The organism is Woodsholea maritima DSM 17123 (assembly GCF_000382325.1).
Lineage (GTDB): Bacteria > Pseudomonadota > Alphaproteobacteria > Caulobacterales > Maricaulaceae > Woodsholea > Woodsholea maritima.
The window spans coordinates 1-23,424 of sequence record NZ_KB908058.1 but is presented as its reverse complement, the minus strand read 5'-3'; the positions used below and the strand labels follow the sequence as shown (position 1 = coordinate 23,424).

Sequence of the window (23,424 nt, the reverse complement as noted above, 5' to 3'; positions counted from 1 at the left end):
ATCCATGTTTGCCCTTGGTCCGCTTGGCTTTACCGCGCCGCTTGCCCTGATGGGCTTGTTAAGCCTACCCATTCTCTATTGGCTGTTACGTGCAACCCCGCCTGCGCCCAAAGACGTGGTCTTCGCGCCGCTGGCCCTGTTACGTCAGATTGCACCGACAAAGCAAAACCCGAAAAGCGCGCCGCTCTGGCTGGTGATCTTCCGGCTTTTGCTGGCCGCCTTGATTATTATCGCGCTGGCCCGCCCTGTCTGGCGTCCAGAGGCTGAACTGGCGGGTGATGCGCCCCTTCTTATCGTGATCGACAATGACTGGGCCGGGGCCCAAAACTGGGCACGCATCAGCCGCGAAGCGCGCGCACGTCTGGAAGGGGCGGCCCTTTCGGGCCGTCAAGCCGCCCTGATCTGGACCGCACCCAATCGGCAGGCGCGTGATCTGCGCTTTGTCGATCCGCGTGACGCGCTGGATGAGCTGGCCGCGATGACGCCCAAAAGCTGGACCAGTCAGCGCCGCCTGAACAGTGATGATCTCACCGCTTTGTTCGAGGGCCCCAATGCGCCGCGCCGCGCCGATATCTATTGGATCAGCAATGGTTTGAGCCAGGATGATGACGCCGAGCGCGCCTTCGCCAGCGCCTTATCAGCCCATGGTCCGCTTCATCTCATCCAGCCCGAGGCGATCCATGCGCCCTTGGGCATTTTACCCCCCCTGCCGCGCCCGGAAGGCTTAGAGGTTCAGATCGTGCGCGCCGATAGCCGTCAGGCCCAATCGGGGGCCGTTCTGGCGCTGGCGGAAGATGGCCGCGCATTGGCGCGCCAAGGCTTTAGCTTCACCGCAGGGGAAACGCGGACCCAAATCACCTTGACCTTGCCGCTAGATTTGCGCAATCGCATCCGGCAAATCCGCCTGGACGGCATAGCCTCTGCCGGGGCGGTTCAGATCATGGATGATGCCTGGCGGCGCCCGCGTCTGGGCCTGATCACACCCGAAGGCGGGGACGATAGCCAGCCTTTACTCTCCGATCTTTATTATGCTGAGGAAGCCTTCAGCCTGTTCGGCGAAGTGACCCAGGCTGATCTTACCACGCTGTTGGAAAGCCAGCCCAGCGCCCTGATCATGGTCGATGCCGCGCGCAGTGAGGATGAGCGCCTGTCAGCCTATGTGGAGGCGGGCGGGGTTTTGATCCGCTTTGCCGGGCCGCGCCTGGCCGCGCGCGGGGATAATCTTCTCCCCACACCGCTACGCACGGGCGGGCGGCTCTTGGGCGGCGCGCTGGCCTGGGACGAGCCGCAGAGCCTTGCCCCCTTTAGTGATGACAGCCCCTTTGCCGGGTTGGTCCTGCCCGCGGATGTGCGCATCACCCATCAAGTGCTGGCTGAGCCCGGCCCCGCGATGGAGGCGCGCGTCTGGGCCCGTCTGGAAGATGGCACGCCTTTGGTGACCGCGGATCGGCGCGGGGAAGGCTGGATTGTGCTCTTCCATATTTCAGCCGGGCCGGAATGGTCAAACCTGCCCCTGTCGGGCCTGTTCCCGCAAATGTTGCGCCGGATCAGCGCCTTAGCGCAATCGGGGGCCAGCGCCCCCAGTGGTGATGGGGCCTGGCATATCACCCAAATGCTCAATGGTTTTGGCCAATTGACCGATCCTCATGCCGATCTCAACCCCATCCCCGCCTCGCTTTTTGCTAAGACCACACCCAGTGCCACCACCCCGCCCGGGCTTTATGAGCTGGGCAGTGCGCAAAGCGCGCTGAATGTCCTACCCGTCCGCGCCCAGCTTAGCCCGCTGGCGCGCAATCTGCCCGGCGCGTTGTATGAAAATCTCGACGGGGTTGAGAGCGTGCGCCTGATCGGGCCGCTGCTGATCCTTGCCGGACTGATGCTGGCCCTGGATGGCCTGATCGCGCTAACCTTTGGCGGACATTTGCCCAAGCTTGCCAAATTCGTCCCCGGGGCTTCAGCGGCCCTGCTGGTCGCAACCCTATTGCTGCCTGTTAGTCATGACGCCAAGGCCCAGGAGTTGAGCGAGGATTATGTCCTCGACCGGGCGTTAGAAGTGCGCCTGGCCTATGTTCAAACCGGGGTGGATGACATTGATCGCATGAGTGAGGCCGGGCTTTCGGGGCTATCGTTTGAGCTGACCCGAAGAAGCGCGATTGAGCCCGGTGAGCCGCGCGGCATCAATATCGAAACCGACCCGATTTTATTCTATCCACTGCTGTATTGGCCGGTGCTACGCGATGCGCCCGCCCTGTCGCCTGAGACCGCCCACAAAATCACCGCCTATCTTCAGACCGGCGGCCTGATCGTGTTTGATACGCGTGATGCGGGCCAAAGCCTAGGCGTGAATGAGCCGCATCCCGGACTGGCCCCGATCCTGGACGCCATTGATGTTCCAGCCTTAAGCCGCATTCCTGCCGATCATGTTCTGGGGCGCACCTTCTATCTTTTGAGTGAATATCCCGGCCGTTTATCCGGCGGGGAGGTCTGGGTAGAGGCCGACCCTGATGGCTCCTCACGCGATGGCACATCGGGCGTCGTCATCGGCGGGGCCGATTGGGCCGGGGCCTGGGCCGTGGACACGCGTGGGCGCGCGCTCGCCGCGGTAGAAGGCGGGGAGTATCAGCGCGAAATCGCCTATCGCTTTGGCGTCAATCTCGCCATGTATGCCCTGACCGGGAATTATAAAGCCGATCAGGTTCATGTCCCCGCGATTCTGGAACGTCTGGGGGAACAGCCATGATCTTAGGTCTCAGCACCGGCAGTGTGGTCTTCGCCCCCTTGGTGCCCGTCTGGGTGATGATCGCGCTTGGCCTGATCTTGGCGGCCAGTCTGGGCTTTTCCCTGATCAAGCGCTTGAAGGGCGTCACTGCGCGCAGCCTGTTGAGTGCGGGTCTCCTTCTCGTTTTGGCGAATCCATCCTGGTTGGAAGAAGAACGCGAAGCCTTGAGCGATATCGCCCTGGTGGTCCGTGATGATAGCGCCTCCATGGCCATTGGCCGCCGCCAAGGGGATGCCGAGGCCGCGCTGGAAACCTTACGCGCACGGGCCGCCAGTGATCCCAGCTTGGAGCTGATTGAAGTAAGCGGCGGGGCCAGCCCCGATGGCACGCGCCTGATGGAGCCCTTGCGTCAAGGATTGGGCGATATCCCGCGTGATCGTCTGGCCGGGGTGATCATGCTGTCTGATGGGCGCAGCCATGATCCCATGACCCGGGTAGAGGAGATGGGCCTTAACGCGCCGATCCATCACATCGTGGTGGGTGATCCGGGCGCGCAAGATCGCCGCCTGGTCGTGAAAGAGGCCCCGCGCTATGGCCTCGTGGGTGATCCGGTCAATTTCATCCTGCGCGTTGAAGATGAGAGCGTGCCCGAGGGTAGTGCAACCGTTTATCTCTCCGTCGATGGCGGTGAGCCCATTGAAGCGCGGGTCGCCATCGGCGAGGATGTCAATGTTCAGGCCGCCGTCCAGCATCGCGGCGCGAATGTGGTCGAGATTGAGGTCGAGCCCGGCCCGAATGAGCTTTCCCTTCTCAATAACCGCGCCGCCGTCAATGTGATGGGCGTGCGCGATCGCCTGCGCGTTCTGTTGGTCACGGGTGAGCCGCATAATGGCGCGCGCGCCTGGCGTGACCTTCTAAAATCCGACCCCAGTGTTGATCTGGTCCATTTCACGATTTTACGCCCCTTAGATAAGCGCGATGGCGTGCCGCCTGATGAGCTGGCCTTGATCGCCTTCCCGGTGTTTGAGTTGTTCCATGAGCGGCTCAACGAATTTGATCTGGTGATCTTTGACCGCTATCGCCGCCGTGGGATTTTGCGGCCCTTATTCATTGATAATATCGCGCGCTATGTCGAAGGCGGCGGCGCCCTGTTGGTGACCACCGGGCCGCCCTTTGCCGGATATGAAAGCCTGGCGCGCTCGCCCTTGGCTGCGGTGCTACCCGCCCGCCCCACGGGCACTATTACCGAGCAAGCCTTCACCCCCACCATTTCTGAGATTGGCCGGCGCCATCCCGTCACCGCGCCCCTGATGCAGGCCGCACAAAGCTGGGGGCGCTGGTATCGGCGCATTGATGGTGAAGCCATCGCCGGGGAAACTGTTCTCGAGGGTGAAAATGGCGAGCCTCTCTTGGTGCTGGCGCGCCAGGGCCGGGGCCGTGCCGCGATCCTCCTCTCCGATCAGGCCTGGCTGTGGGCGCGCGGCTTTGAGGGCGGCGGCCCCCATGATGAGCTGTTCCGGCGGACCGCTCACTGGTTGATGGGCGAGCCTGAGCTGGATGAAGAACGCCTGACCGCTGAGGTCATCGAGGGAAGGCTCACGGTTGAGCTGACGACATTGGGCGATCAGGCCCCCGATTTAAGCGTCACCTGGCCCGATAACTCTGAGGCCTCCTTCCCCTTCAGCCCCGATGGGGCGGGTCGGTTTAAAGCCGACATCCCAACCGAGGCCATCGGGCTTATTCGCCTGCGTGCGGGGGATTTGACCACCATTACCTCGGCCGGGCCGCTGAACCCCTTGGAGTATGCGGATCTGACCGTCGCGCCCGAGGGGCTGCGCGCCTTAACCCGGGCGACAGGGGGGGGACGTTTCCTGGTGCAGACCGGCGAGGACCTCACCCTGCCTACCTTACGCCGCACCCGCAGTGATGTCGTGCAATTTGGGGCCAATTGGATGGGGCTGAAACGCAATAACGCCTCCATCATCACCGACACCACCCGCATCCCCTTGATGCCCGGCTTATGGGTGGCGCTGGTCTTGATGGCGCTGGCCGGATGGGCCTGGCGACGCGAGGGGCAATAGGCGCACTTCTTCCGATTTGGAACAAGTATGCCGCCAAGCGATGCATTTATCGCTGTAGTCTCGCGCGCTATCTGTTGGGTCAAGACGAAGGGCAAGACCCTTCCCCTAACCCAAGGAGATTATCATGTTGGATAAACGCAGCTTTGACAGCCTTGGCGGTGCCAATCATGGCTGGCTGAACGCCAAACACCATTTTTCCTTTGCCAGCTATTATGACCCCAAACGCATGGGCTGGGGCGCACTCAGGGTCTGGAATGATGACGTCATTCAATCGCAAACAGGTTTTCCGCCCCACCCCCATGACAGTATGGAAATCATCACCTATGTGCGCACCGGCGCAATCTCTCACCGTGACAGCATGGGTAATTCCGGGCGCACGGGCGCGGGGGATGTGCAAGTGATGTCGGCCGGATCGGGCATTCGCCATAGCGAATATAATCTGGAAGACGAAGATACCACGCTGTTTCAAATCTGGATCATGCCCGAGATTCAAGGCGGTGAGCCGCGCTGGGATGCCAAGCAATTTCCCAAGGGCGAGCGGGCCGATGCCTGGGACATTCTGGCCTCAGGCTATGACAGTGATGACGGCGCGCTGTTCATTCGCGCCAAGGCCCGCGTTCTGGGGGCCAGCCTGAGCGCGGGTAAAAGCCTTACCTACACGCCCGCGCCCGGCCGTCACCAATATCTGGTGGTCAATACCGGCAAAGCCCGTGTCGGCGATATTGTGCTTTACGCTCGCGATGGCCTGGCGATCAAAGACGAGGCCGAGATCCTGATCACCGCCGATGAGGATAGCGAGCTGATCATGACCGATACGCTCTAAGCCCTTTCAGTTTTGGGTGCCTGATAGATATCGGGCACCCAAATCTCCATAAAACTTGCCGGGGTCGCCAAAGGCATAATGAAAACCGTCAGCAAAGCCTTACAAAACTTTAGGCCGGGATTAACCTTGAGCCTATACGCGTATAGGCATTGATTGAGGGGATAATCATGCGCGCGCTGGCTTATATCATCATCACACTGTTTGCGTTGAACCTGTCAGGGTGTATCGCGGTCGCGGCCACAACTGCGGTCGTGGGCACCACCGTCGGGGTTGCGGGAGATATTGCCGAAGGCGCGATTGATATCGCCACCCCCGGCGATGACGATGACAAGGACTAAGTCCTTATTTCGGCTTTAGGCTATCGGCTGTGCCAGTTTGTCCAAACATAAACGGGTGAATGCCCGAATATACGCGTGTTATAAAATGTTATAAACACGTGAACATTGCGTCATGATTACGCCGCATTTAAGGTTCCAACTTGCGAGGCTTTATCAAAAAGCCACCAAAAGGGAGGATCACATGCGTATTCTGGCAGCACTGGTTTCGACATTACTTCTCGTTGCACCGGCGAGCGCGCAACGCTTTGAAGATGAGTATAAAGGCCAAGCCCATGGCCCTGTTACCTTGGGCCATGTTGAGGTGGGTCAAGAGCTCGCCGAGAAGGCCGAAGACTATGGTCAGCGTGAGATTGACCGCCTCGTCAGTGAAGTTGAAGACGATCTCACCCAACATCTCAGCCACGCCAATTTGTTTGATGCCCAATCGGGTTGGGTTTTAAATGTGGTACTCGAAGACGCCACACCAAACCGCCCAACGATGGAGCAACTCAGCGCGACCCCAGGCCTGTCGGCGCAAAGCTTCTCACTCGGCGGGGCAGAATTACGCGCCGAATTGATTGACCCAGAGGGCCAAGTCGTCGCGCAATACCGCTATAGCTGGCAATCGCGCGACATTACCGATGCCCAAACGGCTACAACCTGGTCCGATGCCCGGCGCACCATCTCGCGCTTTGCCGATCAAGTCGCAGAATCCTTGAGCGAGCATTCTGCCAGCTAAGCCTACCGCCTACCCCGATCGCGAAAAACCCCGGACCCGTCCGGGGTTTTTTGTTGTGTCCTCTCCTGCAAAGCGGGGGAGGTGGCCGATACGGCCGGAGGGGGCGTTTATAACAATGGACCCCGGATCAAGTCCGGGGCCGCGTAGAGGCTATAATGCTAGCCGGGTTCCCGGACGAACGCATGTGAGATCCGGGATCCAAACTTCATATCCTCACAGTAACACATAAACTTAAACCTAGACCTGTCATCGCGGAGAAGCGTTAGCGCACATCCGGGATCTATCAACATAGCCAGCACGCTCAATAGATCCCCGATCAAGTCGGGGATGACAGTTTTGGATTTTGTCATGCCAGATTTGATCTGGCATCCATGCCGCGACCTAGCAAACAAGTCCGGGGCCGCGTAGAGGCTATAATGCTAGCCGGGTTCCCGGACGAACGCATGTGAGATCCGGGATCCAAACTTCATATCCTCACAGTAAAGCATAGACTTAAACCAAGACCTGTCATCCCGCAGAAGCGAAGCGCACATCCGGGATCTATCAACATAGCCATCACGCTCAATAGATCCCCGATCAAGTCGGGGATGACACTCGTTTTTTCTGCTACCGCCTTTCGGCGACTTAAGCGCTAGGGCGCGCCAATCCATTTATGGGTTTGCAGGCTCAAACTCCATTTGGGATGGGTGATACAATATTGAAACGCCGCTTGGGCATTGGCCATCTGATGCGGGCCATCCATGGGCTGCAAGGTAAAGCGTTCAAAATCAAGATGCTCAAAATCTTGAGGCTGGGCATCGCTTTGCGGATAGACCAGCTTTAATTCCTGACCGGTGAGCTGTTTAAGCGGCGCGGTGGATTTGGGGCTCACCGTAATCCAGTCAATGCCCTGGGGCGCTTCAATTGTGCCATTGGTTTCAACCGCGATTTCAAAGCCTTCCGCATGAAGCGCGGCGATCAAGCGATCATCCAGCTGCAATAGGGGCTCGCCCCCTGTACACACCACCAAGGGCTTACCGCCGCCGGGCCAATACTCTGCCACGCGCTGGGCCAGATCTTCCGGTATGATAAAACGCCCCCCACCGGGGCCATCCATGCCGACAAAATCAGTGTCACAGAATTGGCAAACCGCCTTAGCGCGGTCTTCCTCGCGCCCGCTCCACAGATTACAACCCGCAAAGCGTAGGAACACGGCTGGACGACCAGCCTGACCACCCTCGCCCTGAACGGTCATGAAAATCTCTTTGACTGAATAATGCTGGCTCATGCGGCCTCGCCTTTCTGCCACGCATTCCAGCCCTTGGCGCGTAGCTGACAGGCGGGACAGGTGCCACAGCCATACCCCCATTCGTGATGGGTGTCATGATCGCCAAGATAACAGGTATGGCTTTCCTCGCGGATCAATTCAATCAACCCATCCCCGCCGAGATCTTTCGCCAATTGCCAGGTTTGCCCCTTGGTGAGATGCATCAAGGGGGTGTGCAGGCTGAACGGCTCATCCAGGCCCAGCCGGATCGCTTCGGCTTGGGCTTGCAATGTGTCTTCACGGCAGTCGGGATAACCAGAAAAATCTGTCTGACACATGCCCCCCACCAAATGATAGCAGCCCCGGCGATAGGCATGGGCACTGGCCACGGTTAAAAACACCAGATTGCGCCCCGGCACGAAGGTATTGGGCAGCCCCTTTTCGGTCATCTCAATCGCGCGCGCTTCAATCATGGCGCTATCGGATAAAGCGCCAAAGCCGGTGATATCGACCATCAGATCCGGGCCCAGGCGCGCGGCCCAATCGGGAAAGCGCGCGATCATCGCGGTGCGAACCGCCTGGCGCGCACGCAGCTCCACATCATGGCGCTGGCCATAATCAAAGCCGATGGTTTCCACCCGATCAAATTGGCTTAAGGCCCACGCCAGACAGGTCGCGCTATCCTGCCCGCCGGAGAATAAAACCAGCGCGGCTTTTTCGTCCTGCATCGTCACGCTCCTCTTTCGCGCCTATATCTCTATCCTAGCGATTTGAAACAAGTCCTCAATCACAGGAGCTCAGCCATGAGCGCGCCCGCACCCCATGACCTTTGCCTTGTCTATACCACCTGGCCAGCCCATGAGGGCGAAGATATCATCGCCCCGGCCTTAAAAACCCTTGTGAGCGAGCACCTGATCGCCTGCGCCAATCGCTTGGCCCCATCGGTATCATATTATGAATGGCAAGGCGCGTTGCAGGAAGAGCGCGAAGTCATCGTAATCTTAAAAACCACCGCCCAAAAGTTAAGCGCGCTTGAGGCCAGATTTCGCACCCTTCACCCCTATGACGAGCCTTGCTTTATTGTGCTCAATCCCGATCTAAAAACGAGCGCTAAGTCGTTTATTGATTGGGTGAATACGCAAACTATGACACCTCAGTGAAGGTTTTTTGAAATGGGCTTTCAGTTAAGAGCCTATAAATCACTTGCACGCGATAGATGCCTTTGAAAGTTTACGTTTTTAGAGGTCCCTATGGCCCGCACCGCCCGTGTGCTCATCCAAGATACGCCCACCATTGATCCGCTCACTCCGGGGGGGCATGTCTATGATCTCTTTTCCAGCGATCCGGACCTGTTGGCCTGTGCCGTGGTGGAAGATGATCGCCCCTTGGGCATGGTCTCGCGCAACGCGTTTTTCTTGCGCATGGCGGACCTTCATGGCCGCGCCCTGTTCGGTCGGCGCCCCATTACCTTCGTGATGGAAAAAAACCCGCTGATCATCGAAGCTGACCATCCGATTTCAGAGCTCAACCGCCTGATCGTCACCGACCGGCCCAGCGCGCTGTTTGATGGCTTTATCATCACCAAGGCTGGTAAATATGCTGGGGTGGCCACCGGGGTCGCCTTGATGAGTGTGATGCAGAAAGAGAGCGAGGAGCGTAATCGCAAACTCCTCGCCCTGGCCGATCAATTGGGCCAAGCGCGCACCGAGGCTTTGGCGGCGGCCAAATCGAAATCGCAATTCTTCGCTGCGGTCAGTCATGAACTGCGCACGCCGCTGAATGGCGTTCTGGGGGTCAGTGAGCTATTGCTCGACACCCAGCTTGATCCAGATCAACAACGCTTGGCCGAAACCATCCATAATTCAGGCGAGATGCTGGTCCATCTGCTCAATGATATTTTGGACCTCTCCAAAATGGAGGCCAATCGGATGAAGCTCGATGAGCGGCCTTTCGATCCCGCGCATCTGGTGAAATCCGCGCTCGATCTATGGACCGCCCGGGCCGCGCAGAAGAATTTAACCTATCAGGTGTGCGGCCAAGGCCTTGATGATCAATGGCTGATTGGCGACAGCCTGCGCATTAAACAAGTTCTCTTCAATCTGATCGCCAATGCCATCAAATTCACTAAGGAAGGCGAGGTCTGTGTGACCCTGGCCGTCCATGATATTGGCATGGGTCGGCGGATTTTACGCGCCGATGTCAGTGATACCGGATGCGGCATCCCTGAAACGGCGGCGAAATCACTCTTCCGTGCCTATCACCAGGCCAATAGTTCAGGCTCCTCCTCGCAAGGCACCGGGCTGGGCCTAGCGTTATGTAAGCGGATCATGGATCTGATGGGCGGCAAGATCGACTTCACCTCACATGAGGGGCGTGGATCCACCTTCTGGTTTGAAATTCCGCTTGAAGGCGTTGAGCAAAAACCTGTCGGGGCACCGTGCGATGCGGACACGGATGAGAAAGCAGCGGGCGACGCACCCGCCTTCATGCCCCATATCCTGCTGGTGGAAGATGATTTGATCAGCCGCGATGTTGTGCGGGGCTTTATCCGGCGGCGCGGCTGGCAATGTGACTGGGTGGAGCGCGGTGAAGATGCGCTGGAAGCCTGTCAGCATCAGCATTTTGATCTGGTGATCATGGATAATTCGCTACCCGGGATCAGCGGTGTTGAAACCCTAAAAGCGCTACGCGCCAGCGACAGCCATAATCGCGACATCCCGGTGATCGCCTTGAGCGCGCGCGCCATGCATGGCGATGAAGAGCGCTTCAAACAGGTCGGCATGCAGGGCTTTATCCCTAAGCCCATTGAAATCAATCGCTTTTACAGTGAAATCGAAGGCGTTTTGAAACACCTCGCCAGCACGGCACGCACGCAAAAATCAACCCGTGCAGCCTGATACGCCTTCGCGCCAAACCCAAAAGCCCCGGAGATACTCCGGGGCTTTTTTATGGGCAAAATCTGAAGCTTAAGCCGTTTTCGCGATCATATGGGTGGAAGTCAGACCATCGCCCGTTGCCAAATTTAACGCCCGCGTCAGATCATCCGACACGATCGGCAAGGCCAGTTCATAATCATGGCCCTGGTGGCGAATGGGCTCACCTAAATCGCGCACAAGTCGGATAATCGGCGTCAAAGCGGCCGTCGAGGCCATGGCGCGGATCTGTTCGGCCACCCCCTCCGATGCGACGCTTTCAACCACGGGCCCTAACACCACCGCATCGAAAGCCGAAGAGCGCAGCGCCTGCAAAACATCTTCTACGCGTGTCACACTGGTGACCCCGCAATTGATGACTTGTAAGTGGCCACGCAATACGGTGGCGCGCACGTCATCGGATTCAGCAACCAAGACCCGCAAGCGCCGCTTGGCCAAGCTCATAGTTTCATTATCGCAATAACGGTCCAGACGGCTGGAATAGCGCAAAGGCAGATCCAGCCACATGATGGACCCGCCGCCCGGGGCCGGGCGATAGCCCACATCCCCACGCATGAAATTCGCCAGTTGCTTACAAAGAAGCAGGCCCAATCCCGTACCGGCCTCTCGCATCTCATCATCGAGCTCTTCGCGTTGGAACGCTTCGAACAGATGCGCGCGTAGAGCCGGAGGCACACCGACACCGCTATCGCGGACCTCTACGTGAAGCCGCGCCAATTCTTGATGCTGCGATTCAACATGCACCATCACCGCCACTTCACCACTTTCGGTAAAGCGCACTGCATTATTGATGAACAGCTTCAAAATCTGCTCAACACGCTGCGCATCCATGCGCATAGCCCGCTCGGTATCGCCGGTGACCTTCACACTGAAGCGGATGCCTTTGGACTTAGCGCGTGGCTCACCATGACGGCGCAAATGCTCCCCAAGGGTTTCGCAGGTGATGTCAGAGAGGTAAAGCTCCATCTGACCCGCCTGAATGCGCGCATAATCCAGCACATCATGGATCAGGTAAGATAATTGCTGACCAGACCCAGCCATCATCTCCACCATGGAGGCATTTTCCGCATCCAGATTGGCCCGCTTCAAAATATCCGTGACACCCAGGACTTCGCTCAACGGACCGCGCAGATCATGGCTCATATTGACCAGAACGGCGGCATTTTTCTTGGCGCTTTCTTCGGCGCGGCGTGCAGCTTCCTCATGCTCTTCCGCCAAGCGCAGTAAGGCTTCACTTTGCGCTTCAGAGCGGCGCTGGGTATCTTCCAAAGAGGTGCGCGATTTCACGGCATCGACCAGATAGCGACTATTGGTCCAGGCAAGGCGCTGCATCACGAAGAAGAAGAGGATGGTCAGACCCGCCATCACACCATGCAGATAGGTCTGCTGTAGCCCTAAAAAGACGGTTAACAAACCCAGCGCGGGCAAATTATAGGCGGCGACAACGCGCGGTTCGGGCGCAGAGGACAAGGCCGCCCCGGCGGCCATCCCGGCCAGGATCAACATCGTACATTGCCACGCCAAGGGATTGGCATAGCTGGGTAACAGAAACAGGCTTGATCCCCATACCAGTCCAACCAGTCCCGATAGGATGGTATAAATGCGCATTTCCATGGGTGTCGGCGCACGGTCTTCCTTCATGGCCCGGCGCATGGTTAACACCCGTCCGGCCACGGCCACGGTCATCATGGCCAACCAACCCAGGCGCAGCCACCAGGCGACATCGGTATAGAAAAACCCCATCAGCACGGCCCCATTGACAATATTCAATGGACCAGACTGCAGAGCCCCTTCGGCGACCAAACGGTAGCGCGCATCGCGAATGCGTTGTTCAAGCGCCTTTTCGGCACTAGTTTGTGCGGTTTTTACCGACTTCATCCCACACTCCACCCGTCGTCTTATGCGTTGCTTTTTTGTTTGAATATGCGACGCTTTAGTGACCATTATCGACAACAGGCGTTAACACCGCGTGTTCCCATTGGTCTGAACCAAATTTTTTCAAAAGATTCTCCTATGCCCTTGCGACAAATCTTCTTTTTTGTTATTTTAATTCAGATGCTTGCCTCTTGCTCACCGCCACCCTCGCAACAGGCGCAAAGCTTGAATTGGGCCGATTTACGCCCGCAGAACGCCCCAGACCTCGCCATCCCTGAGGTCAATACGCGCTTATCAAGCCCCACGGGACTGGGGGAGAGCCGCAAAAATGAACAGATTCAAGATTTTGCCATCGTCGAAGATTTAGACGGCGTCTATGCGCGCCTGCCGGGCTATCTGTTACCGATCGACTATGGCGAAGGCGGGGCCGCGCGCGGCTTCTTACTCTTACCCTATCATGGGGCCTGCATTCACGCTCCCCCGCCGCCGCCCAATCAGATCGTGGTCGTGCACACCGAGACGCCCTTCGTGATCAAGAAAATGTGGGAGCCCGTCTGGGTGACGGGGTTATTCAAGATTGAACGCTCCGACACGGATCTGGCCAATGCGGCTTATACGATGCGCGCCGATGACATCACACCCTACGCCCCCTAAGACCCCATAAAAAAGGGGCGGCCCACAGGCCACCCCTTTGCATGCGTCGATGGAAAGCGTTTAGGCTTTCAAAGCATTCAACACGGCTTGTGCCGCGGCGCGCGTTTGGGCCGGATCAACCGCCAAAGTTTCTGGACGGCTGGCACTGTCATAGGCTCGCATAAGCAGCTCAAGCGCGTGATCAATCGCAGCAGCCAGCTCAGAATCCTCAGCCACAATCATATCATGAGCCTCGCCATTGGCCCGATCAGCCGCATAGACCAAGCCATAACCATCAAGCCACGCTTCGGCCAAGCCCTCTTGTTCTACCGCATAGGCGTATTGCAGGCTGGCGCGTTCGATCAGCTCACCGATCACGGCCGCGCGCACATGGGCTTCACTGGTGCCATCATTTGGGGCCACAGCGAGGTTGGCATCCAGCAGATCGGTGACAGTATTTACCGCCGCGATGATCTCGTCCTCGCTAGCGCCCTGGAAGTGCAGAACCGCCGCCTGGTTCAGCTCATCCATCATCACCTGTCCGCCCAATTGCTCGATCACAGGCTCCAGATCGATATAAATCTCAGAGATTGGATGGCTGAACAGCGCTGAGGCATTCGCGCGGTCACCCATCTCCATCGCCGCAAGACCGGCAATATAATGCGCACGCATCACTTCAATCGCAGAGCGGTAGACAACCGGATTGCGCAAGGCCTCTTCAGGGTCGATGCCCATTTCGCCGCCTGCTTCACCGCCTTCGCCGCCGCCTTCACCGCCCTCACCGGCCAATTCGGTGGGGTGAGCGCTCGGTGCAGCCTCTTCACTCTGGGCCGCCGCCGCAGGAGCATCGTGCTGAGCCGAGCTCGTGTCGGCGGCCTCGGGGGCAGGTTGGCTGCATGCGCTCAACGCGCCAGAGGTCAACAAAGCCGCAGCACTGACACTGGCCCAAATCTTGGTGGACTTACGAATACCCATGGGTCATTCCCCCTCGTGTGAACACTGCGACACTGCGCCGGGCGCACTGCGTCGCGTAATTGGCTAATCTTCTTCTAGCCCCTACCTTGAATGAGAATAAGTTGCAAGAGCTGACACCATATGTTGCATCATTTATCCCAAGTCTTGACGCCGGAAGAATTATCCCAGATCCGCGAGCTGACCGGCGCGCGAGAGGATTTTGTCGATGGGCAGGAAACTGCCGGCTGGGCCGCTAAACAGGTCAAAAACAATCTGCAAATGGCGCGTGGCCCAAAAGCCGATCTCGTCAAACGCATCGCCGAAACAGCCCTGCAACGCCATAGCGTCTTTCATGCTGCCGCCCAGCCCAAGCGCATCCTGCGCACGCTCGTTAGCCGCTATGAAGCGGGGATGACCTATGGCTGGCACGTCGATGATCCTTTGATGGGCGGGCATCGCTCGGATCTGTCCTTCACCCTCTTCTTGTCTGATCCTGACGATTATGAAGGCGGGGCGCTGATCCTGGATGGCACCGATGGTATCAGCGAAGTGAAGCTCAAAGCCGGTGAGGCCGTTTTGTACCCGACGGGGGCTCTCCATCAAGTCGCGCCCTTGTCCAGCGGCGCACGTGTGGCCGTAGTAGGATGGGTGCGCAGCCTGATCCGGCGCGCCGATCAGCGTGAAATGCTGTTTGATCTCGATATCTCATGCCGCGGGGTCTTTGAAAAAGAAGGCAAAAGCGCGCTGTTTGATCGCCTGCATAAAACCAAATCCAACCTGATGCGCATGTGGGCCGAGGATTAGGGCGTTCGGCTCTGGCCTGTCGCGCCAGGCATTTATCTTCAACGCGGCCCTGGACGTGATCCGGGGCCCATCGACCCCAAAGGGGTTGCGAGCGCGAATGCGCGCCCGCAGCGTCAGCGAGGATACTAAACAAAATCGCCCCCTCCGGTCCTGTCGGACCACCTCCCCCGCTTTGCAGGGGAGGATAAGTCTCACACCTGTCACCCCAAACTTGATTTGGGGTCCATACCGGAAGCGTTGAGTAAGGTTCTGACCGGCCAGAATAACGTCAAGCTCACGCCATGGATGCCAGATCAGGTCCGGGATGACATCAAAGAGAAGAGACTATTTGTCATCCCGGACGAACGAAAGTGAGATCCGGGATCTATTGCGCTTGCCCTTTAGGGAGATAGATCCCCGATCAAGTCGGGGATGACAGTCTTCATTGAAAAGCAGAGAGGAATCGCCCCCTCCGGCCTTTCAGGCCACCTCCCCCGCTATCGCAGGGGAGGATAAAGCTCACACCTGTCACCCCAAACTTGATTTGGGGTCTATGCCGGACGGGTTGAGCTTGCTTCTGGTCGGTTAGAATACTCATAAAGCTCACGCCAGAGATGCCAGATCACGTCTGGCATGTTCATCTAAGAGAAGAGATTAATTGTCATCACGGGCAAGCGTTAGCGCTCAAGTAGCCGATAGGCGGTAGCGCACAACAAAGCGCGACCCGGGATCTATTGAGCGTGCCGGATAAAACAATAGATCCCGGCTCAAGGCCGGGATGACAGTCTTCATTGAAAAGCAGAGAGGAATCGCCCCCTCCGGCCTTTCAGGCCACCTCCCCCGCTATCGCAGGGGAGGATAAAGCTCACACCTGTCACCCCAAACTTGATTTGGGGTCTATGCCGGACGGGTTGAGCTTGCTTCTGGTCGGTTAGAATACTCATAAAGCTCACGCCATGGATGCCAGATCAGGTCCGGGATGACATCAAAGAGAAGAGACTATTTGTCATCCCGGGCAAGCGTTAGCCCTCAAGTAGGCGATAGCCGGTAGGGCATTAAAGAAGCGTCCGCCCGCAGCGTAAGTGAGGACACAAAAGAAAAAACTGTCATCCCGGATTTAATCCGGGATCTATGCGCGCCTATGGCAAACTCAATAGATCCCGGATCTCACTAACGTGCGTCCGGGATGACAAAATATGGTTCGCCCTAAGTCCACTCTTTTCGCGCTGCAGACGCACATTACCGCTTGACAGCAACTTGTTATGTTATAACATATGCACATTACAGGGAGGTCGTCATGTCCATCGCCATTTTATCCAGCCTGATCCTTACCAGCGCGCCCGCATTGGGCACGCATGTCCATGGCGTGGCGCATCTAGATATGGCCTTGAACTCTAATGGCGCTTTGCGCGTAGAGTTCACCAGCCCCAAGCATGATGTGCTGGGCTTTGAGCATGCCCCTGAGACGCCCGAGGAGCATGAGGCCATCAAAGACTTAGAAACGCGTCTAGAGCGCCCCGAAAGCCTCTTTTCCCTAACCGGTGGGCACTGCGCGCTCACCGCGCTCCATCTGGATGAGACCCCGGCTTCATTGTCCGCCTCCCAGGTTCATTCGGATGGAGCGAACCCCCATGATGAGCATGACCATGATGACGATCACCACGACGATCATGATCACGCCCACAGCTCAGATCTGAATATCGCCTATGATTTCATGTGCGAAAGCCCAGCCCAGCTGGGCCAGATCATTCTCAACGCCTTTGAGACTTTCCCCAGCCTGACCACGATTGAACTGGCTTTCTTGAGTGACAGGGTGGCCCTGACTGAGACAGTCTCACGCGCGAACACCTCGGTTCGGTTGCGATAGGGGATAGCATGGCGCGCCTAACGGGCCTTTTGGCGGGCATGTCCGCTCTTCTCATGCTGGGCGCGTGTGAGCCAAGCCCCAAAGAGACAGCACTAGCCGATTGGCAGGCCCCCTCCCCCTTCTATGACGCGCCCCAGGATCAAAGCCCCGAGGATATCGTCTGGGATGATCTCTTGCCTGAGGGTGAGGCCGAACGCCTGTGGGAGGCCTATGCCCAGCTTGAAACGCCCTTAGGCGCGCATAATGAAAATGCACCGGCCGCCCAACAGGTTGAAGGCTTTAATGTGGTTGCCGATTTAGACGGCGAATACATCCGCATGCCCGGCTATCTGATGCCGCTAGATCTTTTGGCGGGAGGGCAAGCCAGCCGCTTCTTACTGGTGCCCTATTATGGGGCCTGCATCCACACCCCACCCCCACCGGCCAATCAAATCGTCTATGTGATCAGCGCTGAGCCCTGGCCGCGCGGTGAGATGTGGCAGCCGGTCTGGGTTGAGGGCATTATGAAGGTCGAGCGCATGGAAAGCGAGCTCGCTGAGAGCGCCTATACGCTCTATCTCGATGCCAGCGAGCCCTATGAAACTCATTTGACCCGGCCTTAGGCGAAGGCCGCGTCCAAACCCTGGCACAGCGGGAATAAATCCCCTTCCAGATTGCCGGAGGTGAGGATCAAGACCACGCCCTCACGCTCCACGCTCTCAATGACACGCGCACGGTCATAGGCTTCGGCCGCGACGCCGCTGGCATTGGCGCGGGCTAAAATTTCCTCATGGCTACTTTGATCATGCCCCGCTTTGCCCTGCTCTTCGGGGGGCAGGATGAATACCCGTGCCGCACCTAAAAACGCCGTATCATACCAGGACAGCATGGCCCGGTTGCGCCAGGAAAAGGCGTGGGGCTCAAAGACCACTGTCAAAGCCCGCGTGCCAAAATGGTCTTTTAGGGCCGTTATCGCGGCGCGGGTTTTTTCCAGGGATGAGCCAAAGCCCTCATAAACCGGGACAGTTTCTTGCTTGGAAACACGCTCCAAACGCCGGGCGATACCGCGAAAGTTGGACAGGGCGGCGCGCGCCGCCTCTGGCGTGATCAGGCCGCGCTCCACCGCCCAGGCGATAACGCCGACGATATTTTGCACATTATGCGCGCCGATCAATTGGGTCTCAAACTGACCGAGGCTCTGTTCGCCTTTAAAAAGCTCAAACACCGTCATCGCGCCGTGCGCCCTGACATGGCGCGCGCACCAATCGGCCTTCACATCCACGCCATACGTGACGATCTGGGCCGGGCATTCCTTTGCCAGTTCCACGACCCGGGGATGATTGGCGCACAGCGCGGCGATACCCCCCGCGGGCAAATCCGCCAGCAGAATGCGGAAGGGTGCTTCAAAGGCCGTCACCGTGGGATAGACATTGACATGGTCATGACTGACCGAGGTCACGATCACATCATGGGCGCAATAATGCAGGAATTTCGCCGAAGGATCGAAATGATTGGAGGGGTATTCATCGCCTTCAATGACGAAGGTCGGTACCTCGCCCAGATCGGCCGTGGTGGCAAGATCCTTGGCTCGCGCACCGATCATATAACCCGCCTCCACGCCGCAGGCGCGCAGCAGCCAGGCCGCAATCGCGGTCGTCGTGGACTTTCCCGAACTGCCCGCCACCACCAAGGGTTCGCGCGTTTTAAGGATCTCACTCATAAAGCTGGCGAAGGAGAAGATCGGCTGGCCGGTCTCCATCGCGGCTTTCACCTCGTCATTCACTTCGGGGTTCAGCTTGGCATTCATGCCGATGACGAAGCGATCCACACCGGCGGGAATATTGGCCGGGCTATAGCCATCATGCCAATCAAAGCCGCGCTCCTCCAGATAGGTGCTGGCGGGGGGATAGACCTGATAATCCGAGCCTGAGACCTGATCGCCGGCCTGTTGAGCCAGAGTGGCCACCGCGCTCATCCCTACACCGCCAATGCCGATGAAATGTGTGCGCGTCATGAAAGGCTCCTTTTAGCGTTGAGTGTGAGGGCTTTAGCCGAAGAATAAGACACGATCATCACGCCGCGTGCTTAGAGATCAGCAATTTTACTGTGCGCGGTCATGTGCTCGGCCAGGGCGCGCGCCCATTCCAGGCGGAAAATGCCTGAGCGATGCTCATAATTGGCATGAACGCCTTCTGAGGCCGCACCCGGTGAGAACACCACCGCCCCACCCTCTGTCTGCGAGGCCAGATGGGCGGCTTGGATCGCGGCTTCAAAGCTTTCAAACGTGTGAAAGCCCTCTTCGATCCCAACGCCGTTCAGCCCTTCGGCGACCTCCTCAGCGATGGTGCCAAAAAGATAAAGGCGCACATTATGCAGCGTCTGCAGATGCTCACAGAACTGCGTCCAGTCCTGACCGCGATGGCGCCCGCCCATGATCAGATGCAAGGGGCGATGCAAGATAACCTGGATCGCAGACATCACCGCCTCAGGCACGGTGGCGAGGCTATCATCAATCCAGGCGACTTTTCCAATCTCACCAATGGTTTCTAGGCGATGAGGTAAGGGCGTCCAGCTGGGAAGCCCCGTGATGAGGGCCTGATAAAGCGCCCCGGGCGTTAAATGCTCACCGGCCAAAATCGCCGCACAGGCCATGCGCACGCTTTGCGTCATGATCGAGCCCGCCAGGCGCGCATTTAACGGCGTTAAGGCCAGCGCGGCTTGGTGGGGCAAATAAATCTCGCCCTTGTCCAAATCCGCCGGGACATAATCTTCAAAGGCCAGACGCGCGCCGGTATGCTGAGCGGGCAGCGCCGCCAAAATCTCCGGCTGGCTCAACACGGTCAAGTCGGGGAAACGCCCCGCCGGGGCCATTTTCGCGCCCGCATAGGCCTCATGCCCGCCATGCCAGTCGGTGTGCTCACGATAGAGATTGGTGATGACATGGACCCGGCCCGCCCCCATCGCATCATGAAGCTGATAGGAGGAGAGCTCTGCGACCACGACATCCACCTCAAACGGGCGATCATCCAAGGGCGGTGCACCGATATTGCCCACGCTGACCGCATTAATCCCACCGGCGCGCAGAATATGGGTGATCAAACTGACGGTCGTGCTTTTGCCTTTGGTGCCAGTGACGGTGATCAGGCGATCGCGGCCCTGGAGCGACAGCCAATAGCCCGTCGGCGTGGTGATGTCCGCGCCCAGGCTTTCCAGCTTCACAATGACGCGATTGCCCGGCGCAATACCGGGCGAGCGCAGCACCAAGGGCGCAGCCATATCAAGCGCCAAGCCCTGGCTTAGGAAATCCGCTTGCGACTGGGCGGTGATCCCGGTGGGAAGGTCAGGCGCGCCCTCGCCCTCATACAGCACTAAAACCGGGCAATCGGGATAGAAGGCATCCAGAAAACGCGACGCGCCCTGGGCCTCGCGCCCCCACCCGATCAGCACCACGCCATCATAGGACCAGGATAAAGGCGATTGCGGCTCAGCCATGCATCATCTCTTGCAACAAACCATCGGGTAGATGGTGGGGATCTTTAAACTCTAACAAGGCTTTATAGTGGCCGTCACGATCAAAATCGCTTAACCGTGGCGCAAAATGACGAACCAGGGCCACGTCCTGCCAGTCGGGGCGCGTCTGCAGAAGGCTCAACGCCGTGCGCGCCTCCTCTATCGTGCCCACGCACTCCCAGGGTTTTTGCGTGCCAAAGCCCAGTATCTCTTCATATAAAGGGATAAGCCCTGTATCAGCCAAAAGGTTGCCGCCAAAAATCAGTTCGGCCCGATCACGCGCCAGGAAAGGCGCAAAAATCAAGAAGGTGAAGGCGCATTTAGGGCAAGTTCGACACCAGCGCGTGTCCGCGCCCTTGGCAATGTGGAAATTGCGATTACAGCTGGTAATCCGGGCCACATCGTCCAGACCCGTGATCTGACGCGCGATCCAAATCTCTGACACGGGGCGCAGGGCCGAATAATAGCTGAGCGCACCGCCGGTTTCACTGGCCAAGGCGGCCCGCAGCAAAGCCTCAAACGCGTAGGATTTGGAATATTGATGGTTCACCCCGGCGCCATCCATCACCAAGGTCGGCTCATCGGCGGAGCGTTCATTGGCGAACACTACCTGGCCCGCCCCGCGCATCACGGCCGCTAAACTCAATAGGATTGAATTGATCGCCGTCACGGGCACATGACCGTTGAGGGCCCCGGCCTCATTCGCCGCGATCAAGCGCGGGTCAATGCGCCGGTCGATGAAATTGAGGGTGCCACCGGCGGTGTCCTGCAAGACATCTTTGACGCGATCACTGGTCGCCACGGAATAGACGCGCGCGGCGATACCGGCGCGTGTCACGAAATGGCGCACAACGGCAGAATCTTTACCGCCGCCCCAGGCCACCAGGGCATGCTCTTGATTTAACGCGAGCTTATCGCAGCCCTGTCCCGTTTTGGCACGCCCGACCAAGCTTAACACGCCGGGATGCGCCAAGCCATTGCGCACGCGAAATTCGCCCAAGCCATCTTGATAGGCGGCCTCAATCGCGCCAAGGCTTTGCGCGCTGAGCACCTCATCGGGCAGGATAAGCTCGGGCGCGGCGGCGGCCTTATAATAGCTGACCCCGATCAGAGCCTGGGCCAAACGAATAAGGCCCGGTGCGGCCTCTAAGCGTTCAGGATGGAAGTCTTCGCGCGCAAACCGGATCGTCTCGCTGAACGCGCCATAGCGATCGCATACATAGTCAAAGGTCACGCTGGCTGAGGCTGCGTCCCAGTGATAGTGCGCAATGTGAAAGCGTGAAGCCATCGCTATCATCCCATAAGGCTCGATCCCGATAGGGGTTATAGCGAGACTTAGGCCGATAAATCACGCGCCAGACGCAGGCCGCTAAATTGCCAGCGTGCCGATGGGGGGAAGAAATTGCGATAGCTGGCGCGCACATGGTCATAGGGCGTGGCACACGAGCCGCCGCGCAGCACCCATTGGGAGGCCATGAACTTACCATTATATTCACCCACCGCACCCTTTGGCGGATGATAGCCCGGATAAGCGCTATAGGCGCTTTGGGTCCATTCCCACACCCCGCCATAGACCGCTTGAAGGCCGTCCCCGGCCTGCATCCGGGCGGGGTGAACGCCGGGTTGATTGAAAAGCAGGCGTCCTTCTGGCGGCGCACAATGAGCGAGCAGCTCCAACTCCGCCTCCAGCGGCAAACGCGCACCCGCCCAATTGGCATAGGCCGCCGCTTCATAGCCGGAGATATGACAAACCGGTTGATCGGGATCGAGTTTCTGCGGGCCATGAAGGGTATATTCGTGCCACTCGCCTGCGATTTGACGCCAGTAGAGCGGGGCCTGAAGGCGCTCGCCCTGAACCATGGCCCAGCCCTCGGAAAGCCAAAACTCCGCGCGCTGATATCCCCCATCAGCCATAAAGTTCAGCCATTCGCCATTCGACACCGGGCGCTGGGCCAGCTCAAACGGGTAGAGATAAACTGTGTGGCGCGGCAATTCATTGTCATAGACAAAGCCGGATCCAGCCACGGCCCCGACCTCGACCAACCCGCCTTCAAACGCCATAAACGCCATTTCGCCTAAAGCTTCACTCTTATGGGGTAACTCTTCCGGACGCGGATATGGCCCATGCGGCAAGGGTGAGACGGCCAGCACATGTTTGATATCGCTGCATGCCAATTCCTGGTGTTGCTGTTCATGATTAAGGCCCAGCTCAATAATGGGCGCGCCCTGATGCCAAAGCGCCTCATCCATCGTCTCTATGGCGCGCTCAACCTGAGCAGTGACATAGGCGCGATAGCGCAAAACCTCGTCCACCAAGGGCCGGGTCAAGAGCCCGCGCCGGGCTCGCGACCAGCGCTCGCCCACCGCTTCATAATAAGAATTAAACAGGTAATCGAACACAGGATCAAAGGGCTGATACCCCTTGATCAGGGGCTGAAGCAGAAAGGCTTCAAAAAACCAGCTGGTATGAGCAAGATGCCATTTCATCGGGCTGACATCGTCCATGGTCTGGACTTGCATGTCTTCCGGGGCCAGCCCCTGGGTCAGGCCTTCGGTTTGCGCGCGGATGCGTGAAAACCGCGCCTTTAACAGCGCACGATCGTTCAAGTCCGGGCGCATGGCGAGCGCAGGGTGCATAGGGAGCCTCTTCGCAGCGTCTGACAGACTGGCTTTAGCTTGGCCCGATATCACAAAATAACAAGGGGCCATGATGTGCAAAACGGACAGATTTTTGAAAAGATCCCAATCCTCGCTTACGCTGCGGGCGCGCACTTCTTATTTGTCCTATCGCCTGTTGGCTATTTGAGGACATTCGCGCCTGCGGGCCGGTGGCCCGATTTACCCCTCCCCTGCAAAGCGGGGGAGGTGGGCGGTACGGCCGGAGGGGGCGTCTTCTTGTGAAGTATCCTCGCTTGGCAAAAACAGCAAAAAAAGAGTTGTCATCCCGGAGAAGCGTCAGCGCACA

Annotated in this window: 19 protein-coding genes; 11 read left to right on the top strand and 8 right to left on the bottom strand. The window is 58.3% G+C overall.

Going from position 1 to position 23,424, the window contains the following annotated elements:
- Positions 1 to 4 precede the first annotated feature (4 nt).
- The 5 genes from H151_RS0108255 to H151_RS15950 all read left to right on the top strand — a co-directional run bounded on the left by H151_RS0108255 (position 5) and on the right by H151_RS15950 (position 6,679).
- Complete coding sequence (locus H151_RS0108255; RefSeq protein WP_019961184.1) at positions 5 to 2,740, top strand: DUF4159 domain-containing protein; 2,736 nt, start codon at positions 5 to 7, stop codon at positions 2,738 to 2,740.
- Positions 2,737 to 4,800 (top strand): hypothetical protein, encoded by a 2,064-nt coding sequence (locus H151_RS0108250; RefSeq protein WP_019961183.1) that lies wholly within the window; start codon positions 2,737 to 2,739, stop codon positions 4,798 to 4,800. The genes H151_RS0108255 and H151_RS0108250 overlap by 4 nt, the downstream gene beginning before the upstream one ends.
- Positions 4,801 to 4,924: 124 nt before the next feature.
- The gene (locus H151_RS0108245; RefSeq protein ID WP_019961182.1) at positions 4,925 to 5,623 is read left to right on the top strand and encodes a pirin family protein; all 699 of its coding nucleotides are present in this window, start codon (positions 4,925 to 4,927) and stop codon (positions 5,621 to 5,623) included.
- Between the two features lie 167 nt (positions 5,624 to 5,790).
- The gene (locus H151_RS17545) at positions 5,791 to 5,961 is read left to right on the top strand and encodes a hypothetical protein (protein WP_019961181.1); all 171 of its coding nucleotides are present in this window, start codon (positions 5,791 to 5,793) and stop codon (positions 5,959 to 5,961) included.
- A gap of 181 nt (positions 5,962 to 6,142) precedes the next feature.
- Positions 6,143 to 6,679, top strand: a complete 537-nt coding sequence (locus H151_RS15950) for a DUF3313 family protein (protein ID WP_019961180.1) — start codon at positions 6,143 to 6,145, stop codon at positions 6,677 to 6,679.
- 631 nt (positions 6,680 to 7,310) lie between these two features.
- On the opposite strand, the gene queE is transcribed toward H151_RS15950, so the two are convergent.
- Both queE and queC read right to left on the bottom strand, forming a co-directional pair.
- Positions 7,311 to 7,946 carry a 7-carboxy-7-deazaguanine synthase gene (gene queE / locus H151_RS0108225; RefSeq protein WP_019961178.1) on the bottom strand — a complete coding sequence of 212 codons (636 nt, stop codon included), beginning with the start codon at positions 7,944 to 7,946 and terminating at the stop codon, positions 7,311 to 7,313.
- Positions 7,943 to 8,659, bottom strand: a complete 717-nt coding sequence (queC, locus tag H151_RS0108220; RefSeq protein ID WP_026353912.1) for a 7-cyano-7-deazaguanine synthase QueC — start codon at positions 8,657 to 8,659, stop codon at positions 7,943 to 7,945. The genes queE and queC overlap by 4 nt, the downstream gene beginning before the upstream one ends.
- A gap of 69 nt (positions 8,660 to 8,728) precedes the next feature.
- Between queC and cutA the strand changes: the two genes are divergently transcribed.
- On the top strand, positions 8,729 to 9,085 hold the full coding sequence (gene cutA / locus H151_RS15945; protein ID WP_019961176.1) for a divalent-cation tolerance protein CutA: 357 nt from the start codon (positions 8,729 to 8,731) through the stop codon (positions 9,083 to 9,085).
- A 90-nt stretch (positions 9,086 to 9,175) separates the two neighbouring features.
- The gene (locus tag H151_RS0108210) at positions 9,176 to 10,822 is read left to right on the top strand and encodes an ATP-binding protein (protein WP_019961175.1); all 1,647 of its coding nucleotides are present in this window, start codon (positions 9,176 to 9,178) and stop codon (positions 10,820 to 10,822) included.
- 69 nt (positions 10,823 to 10,891) lie between these two features.
- On the opposite strand, the gene H151_RS0108205 is transcribed toward H151_RS0108210, so the two are convergent.
- Complete coding sequence (locus H151_RS0108205; RefSeq protein ID WP_019961174.1) at positions 10,892 to 12,736, bottom strand: hybrid sensor histidine kinase/response regulator; 1,845 nt, start codon at positions 12,734 to 12,736, stop codon at positions 10,892 to 10,894.
- A 135-nt stretch (positions 12,737 to 12,871) separates the two neighbouring features.
- On the opposite strand from H151_RS0108205, the gene H151_RS17035 reads away from it, so the two are divergent.
- A complete protein-coding gene (locus H151_RS17035) occupies positions 12,872 to 13,387 on the top strand; it encodes a DUF3299 domain-containing protein (protein WP_019961173.1) in 516 nt (171 codons plus the stop codon).
- A gap of 60 nt (positions 13,388 to 13,447) precedes the next feature.
- Here the strand turns inward: H151_RS17035 and H151_RS0108195 are convergent, their stop codons facing one another.
- A complete protein-coding gene (locus H151_RS0108195) occupies positions 13,448 to 14,341 on the bottom strand; it encodes a hypothetical protein (RefSeq protein ID WP_019961172.1) in 894 nt (297 codons plus the stop codon).
- Positions 14,342 to 14,461: 120 nt separating this feature from the next.
- Between H151_RS0108195 and H151_RS0108190 the strand changes: the two genes are divergently transcribed.
- The 3 genes from H151_RS0108190 to H151_RS15930 all read left to right on the top strand — a co-directional run bounded on the left by H151_RS0108190 (position 14,462) and on the right by H151_RS15930 (position 17,572).
- Positions 14,462 to 15,124: a Fe2+-dependent dioxygenase gene (locus H151_RS0108190; RefSeq protein WP_019961171.1), complete on the top strand. Its 663-nt coding sequence runs from the start codon at positions 14,462 to 14,464 to the stop codon at positions 15,122 to 15,124.
- Positions 15,125 to 16,400: 1,276 nt separating this feature from the next.
- A complete protein-coding gene (locus H151_RS17030; RefSeq protein ID WP_019961170.1) occupies positions 16,401 to 16,970 on the top strand; it encodes a ZrgA family zinc uptake protein in 570 nt (189 codons plus the stop codon).
- Between the two features lie 8 nt (positions 16,971 to 16,978).
- Complete coding sequence (locus H151_RS15930; protein WP_019961169.1) at positions 16,979 to 17,572, top strand: DUF3299 domain-containing protein; 594 nt, start codon at positions 16,979 to 16,981, stop codon at positions 17,570 to 17,572.
- Here H151_RS15930 and H151_RS0108175 read toward each other — a convergent pair.
- From H151_RS0108175 to egtB, 4 genes are all read right to left on the bottom strand, one after another.
- A complete protein-coding gene (locus H151_RS0108175; protein WP_019961168.1) occupies positions 17,569 to 18,963 on the bottom strand; it encodes a UDP-N-acetylmuramate--L-alanine ligase in 1,395 nt (464 codons plus the stop codon). The genes H151_RS15930 and H151_RS0108175 overlap by 4 nt on opposite strands.
- Before the next feature lie 71 nt (positions 18,964 to 19,034).
- Positions 19,035 to 20,441, bottom strand: coding sequence for a UDP-N-acetylmuramoyl-L-alanine--D-glutamate ligase (gene murD / locus H151_RS0108170; RefSeq protein WP_019961167.1), 1,407 nt, complete (start codon positions 20,439 to 20,441; stop codon positions 19,035 to 19,037).
- Entirely contained in the window at positions 20,434 to 21,747 is a 1,314-nt protein-coding gene (locus H151_RS15925) for a hypothetical protein (protein WP_019961166.1), read from the bottom strand. The genes murD and H151_RS15925 overlap by 8 nt, the downstream gene beginning before the upstream one ends.
- A gap of 47 nt (positions 21,748 to 21,794) precedes the next feature.
- Positions 21,795 to 23,096 (bottom strand): ergothioneine biosynthesis protein EgtB, encoded by a 1,302-nt coding sequence (gene egtB / locus H151_RS0108160; RefSeq protein WP_019961165.1) that lies wholly within the window; start codon positions 23,094 to 23,096, stop codon positions 21,795 to 21,797.
- Positions 23,097 to 23,424: the final 328 nt, after the last annotated feature.

What these genes read in the sequence shown, in the direction of transcription:
- H151_RS0108255 (WP_019961184.1), top strand. Translation starts at nt 5, where the DNA reads ATGTTTGCCCTTGGTCCGCTTGGCTTTACCGCGCCGCTTGCCCTGATG.
- H151_RS0108250 (WP_019961183.1), top strand. Translation starts at nt 2,737, where the DNA reads ATGATCTTAGGTCTCAGCACCGGCAGTGTGGTCTTCGCCCCCTTGGTG.
- H151_RS0108245 (WP_019961182.1), top strand. Translation starts at nt 4,925, where the DNA reads ATGTTGGATAAACGCAGCTTTGACAGCCTTGGCGGTGCCAATCATGGC.
- H151_RS17545 (WP_019961181.1), top strand. Translation starts at nt 5,791, where the DNA reads ATGCGCGCGCTGGCTTATATCATCATCACACTGTTTGCGTTGAACCTG.
- H151_RS15950 (WP_019961180.1), top strand. Translation starts at nt 6,143, where the DNA reads ATGCGTATTCTGGCAGCACTGGTTTCGACATTACTTCTCGTTGCACCG.
- queE (WP_019961178.1), bottom strand. Translation starts at nt 7,946, where the DNA reads ATGAGCCAGCATTATTCAGTCAAAGAGATTTTCATGACCGTTCAGGGC.
- cutA (WP_019961176.1), top strand. Translation starts at nt 8,729, where the DNA reads ATGAGCGCGCCCGCACCCCATGACCTTTGCCTTGTCTATACCACCTGG.
- H151_RS0108210 (WP_019961175.1), top strand. Translation starts at nt 9,176, where the DNA reads ATGGCCCGCACCGCCCGTGTGCTCATCCAAGATACGCCCACCATTGAT.
- H151_RS0108205 (WP_019961174.1), bottom strand. Translation starts at nt 12,736, where the DNA reads ATGAAGTCGGTAAAAACCGCACAAACTAGTGCCGAAAAGGCGCTTGAA.
- H151_RS17035 (WP_019961173.1), top strand. Translation starts at nt 12,872, where the DNA reads ATGCCCTTGCGACAAATCTTCTTTTTTGTTATTTTAATTCAGATGCTT.
- H151_RS0108195 (WP_019961172.1), bottom strand. Translation starts at nt 14,341, where the DNA reads ATGGGTATTCGTAAGTCCACCAAGATTTGGGCCAGTGTCAGTGCTGCG.
- H151_RS0108190 (WP_019961171.1), top strand. Translation starts at nt 14,462, where the DNA reads ATGTTGCATCATTTATCCCAAGTCTTGACGCCGGAAGAATTATCCCAG.
- H151_RS17030 (WP_019961170.1), top strand. Translation starts at nt 16,401, where the DNA reads ATGTCCATCGCCATTTTATCCAGCCTGATCCTTACCAGCGCGCCCGCA.
- H151_RS15930 (WP_019961169.1), top strand. Translation starts at nt 16,979, where the DNA reads ATGGCGCGCCTAACGGGCCTTTTGGCGGGCATGTCCGCTCTTCTCATG.
- H151_RS0108175 (WP_019961168.1), bottom strand. Translation starts at nt 18,963, where the DNA reads ATGACGCGCACACATTTCATCGGCATTGGCGGTGTAGGGATGAGCGCG.
- murD (WP_019961167.1), bottom strand. Translation starts at nt 20,441, where the DNA reads ATGGCTGAGCCGCAATCGCCTTTATCCTGGTCCTATGATGGCGTGGTG.
- H151_RS15925 (WP_019961166.1), bottom strand. Translation starts at nt 21,747, where the DNA reads ATGGCTTCACGCTTTCACATTGCGCACTATCACTGGGACGCAGCCTCA.
- egtB (WP_019961165.1), bottom strand. Translation starts at nt 23,096, where the DNA reads ATGCACCCTGCGCTCGCCATGCGCCCGGACTTGAACGATCGTGCGCTG.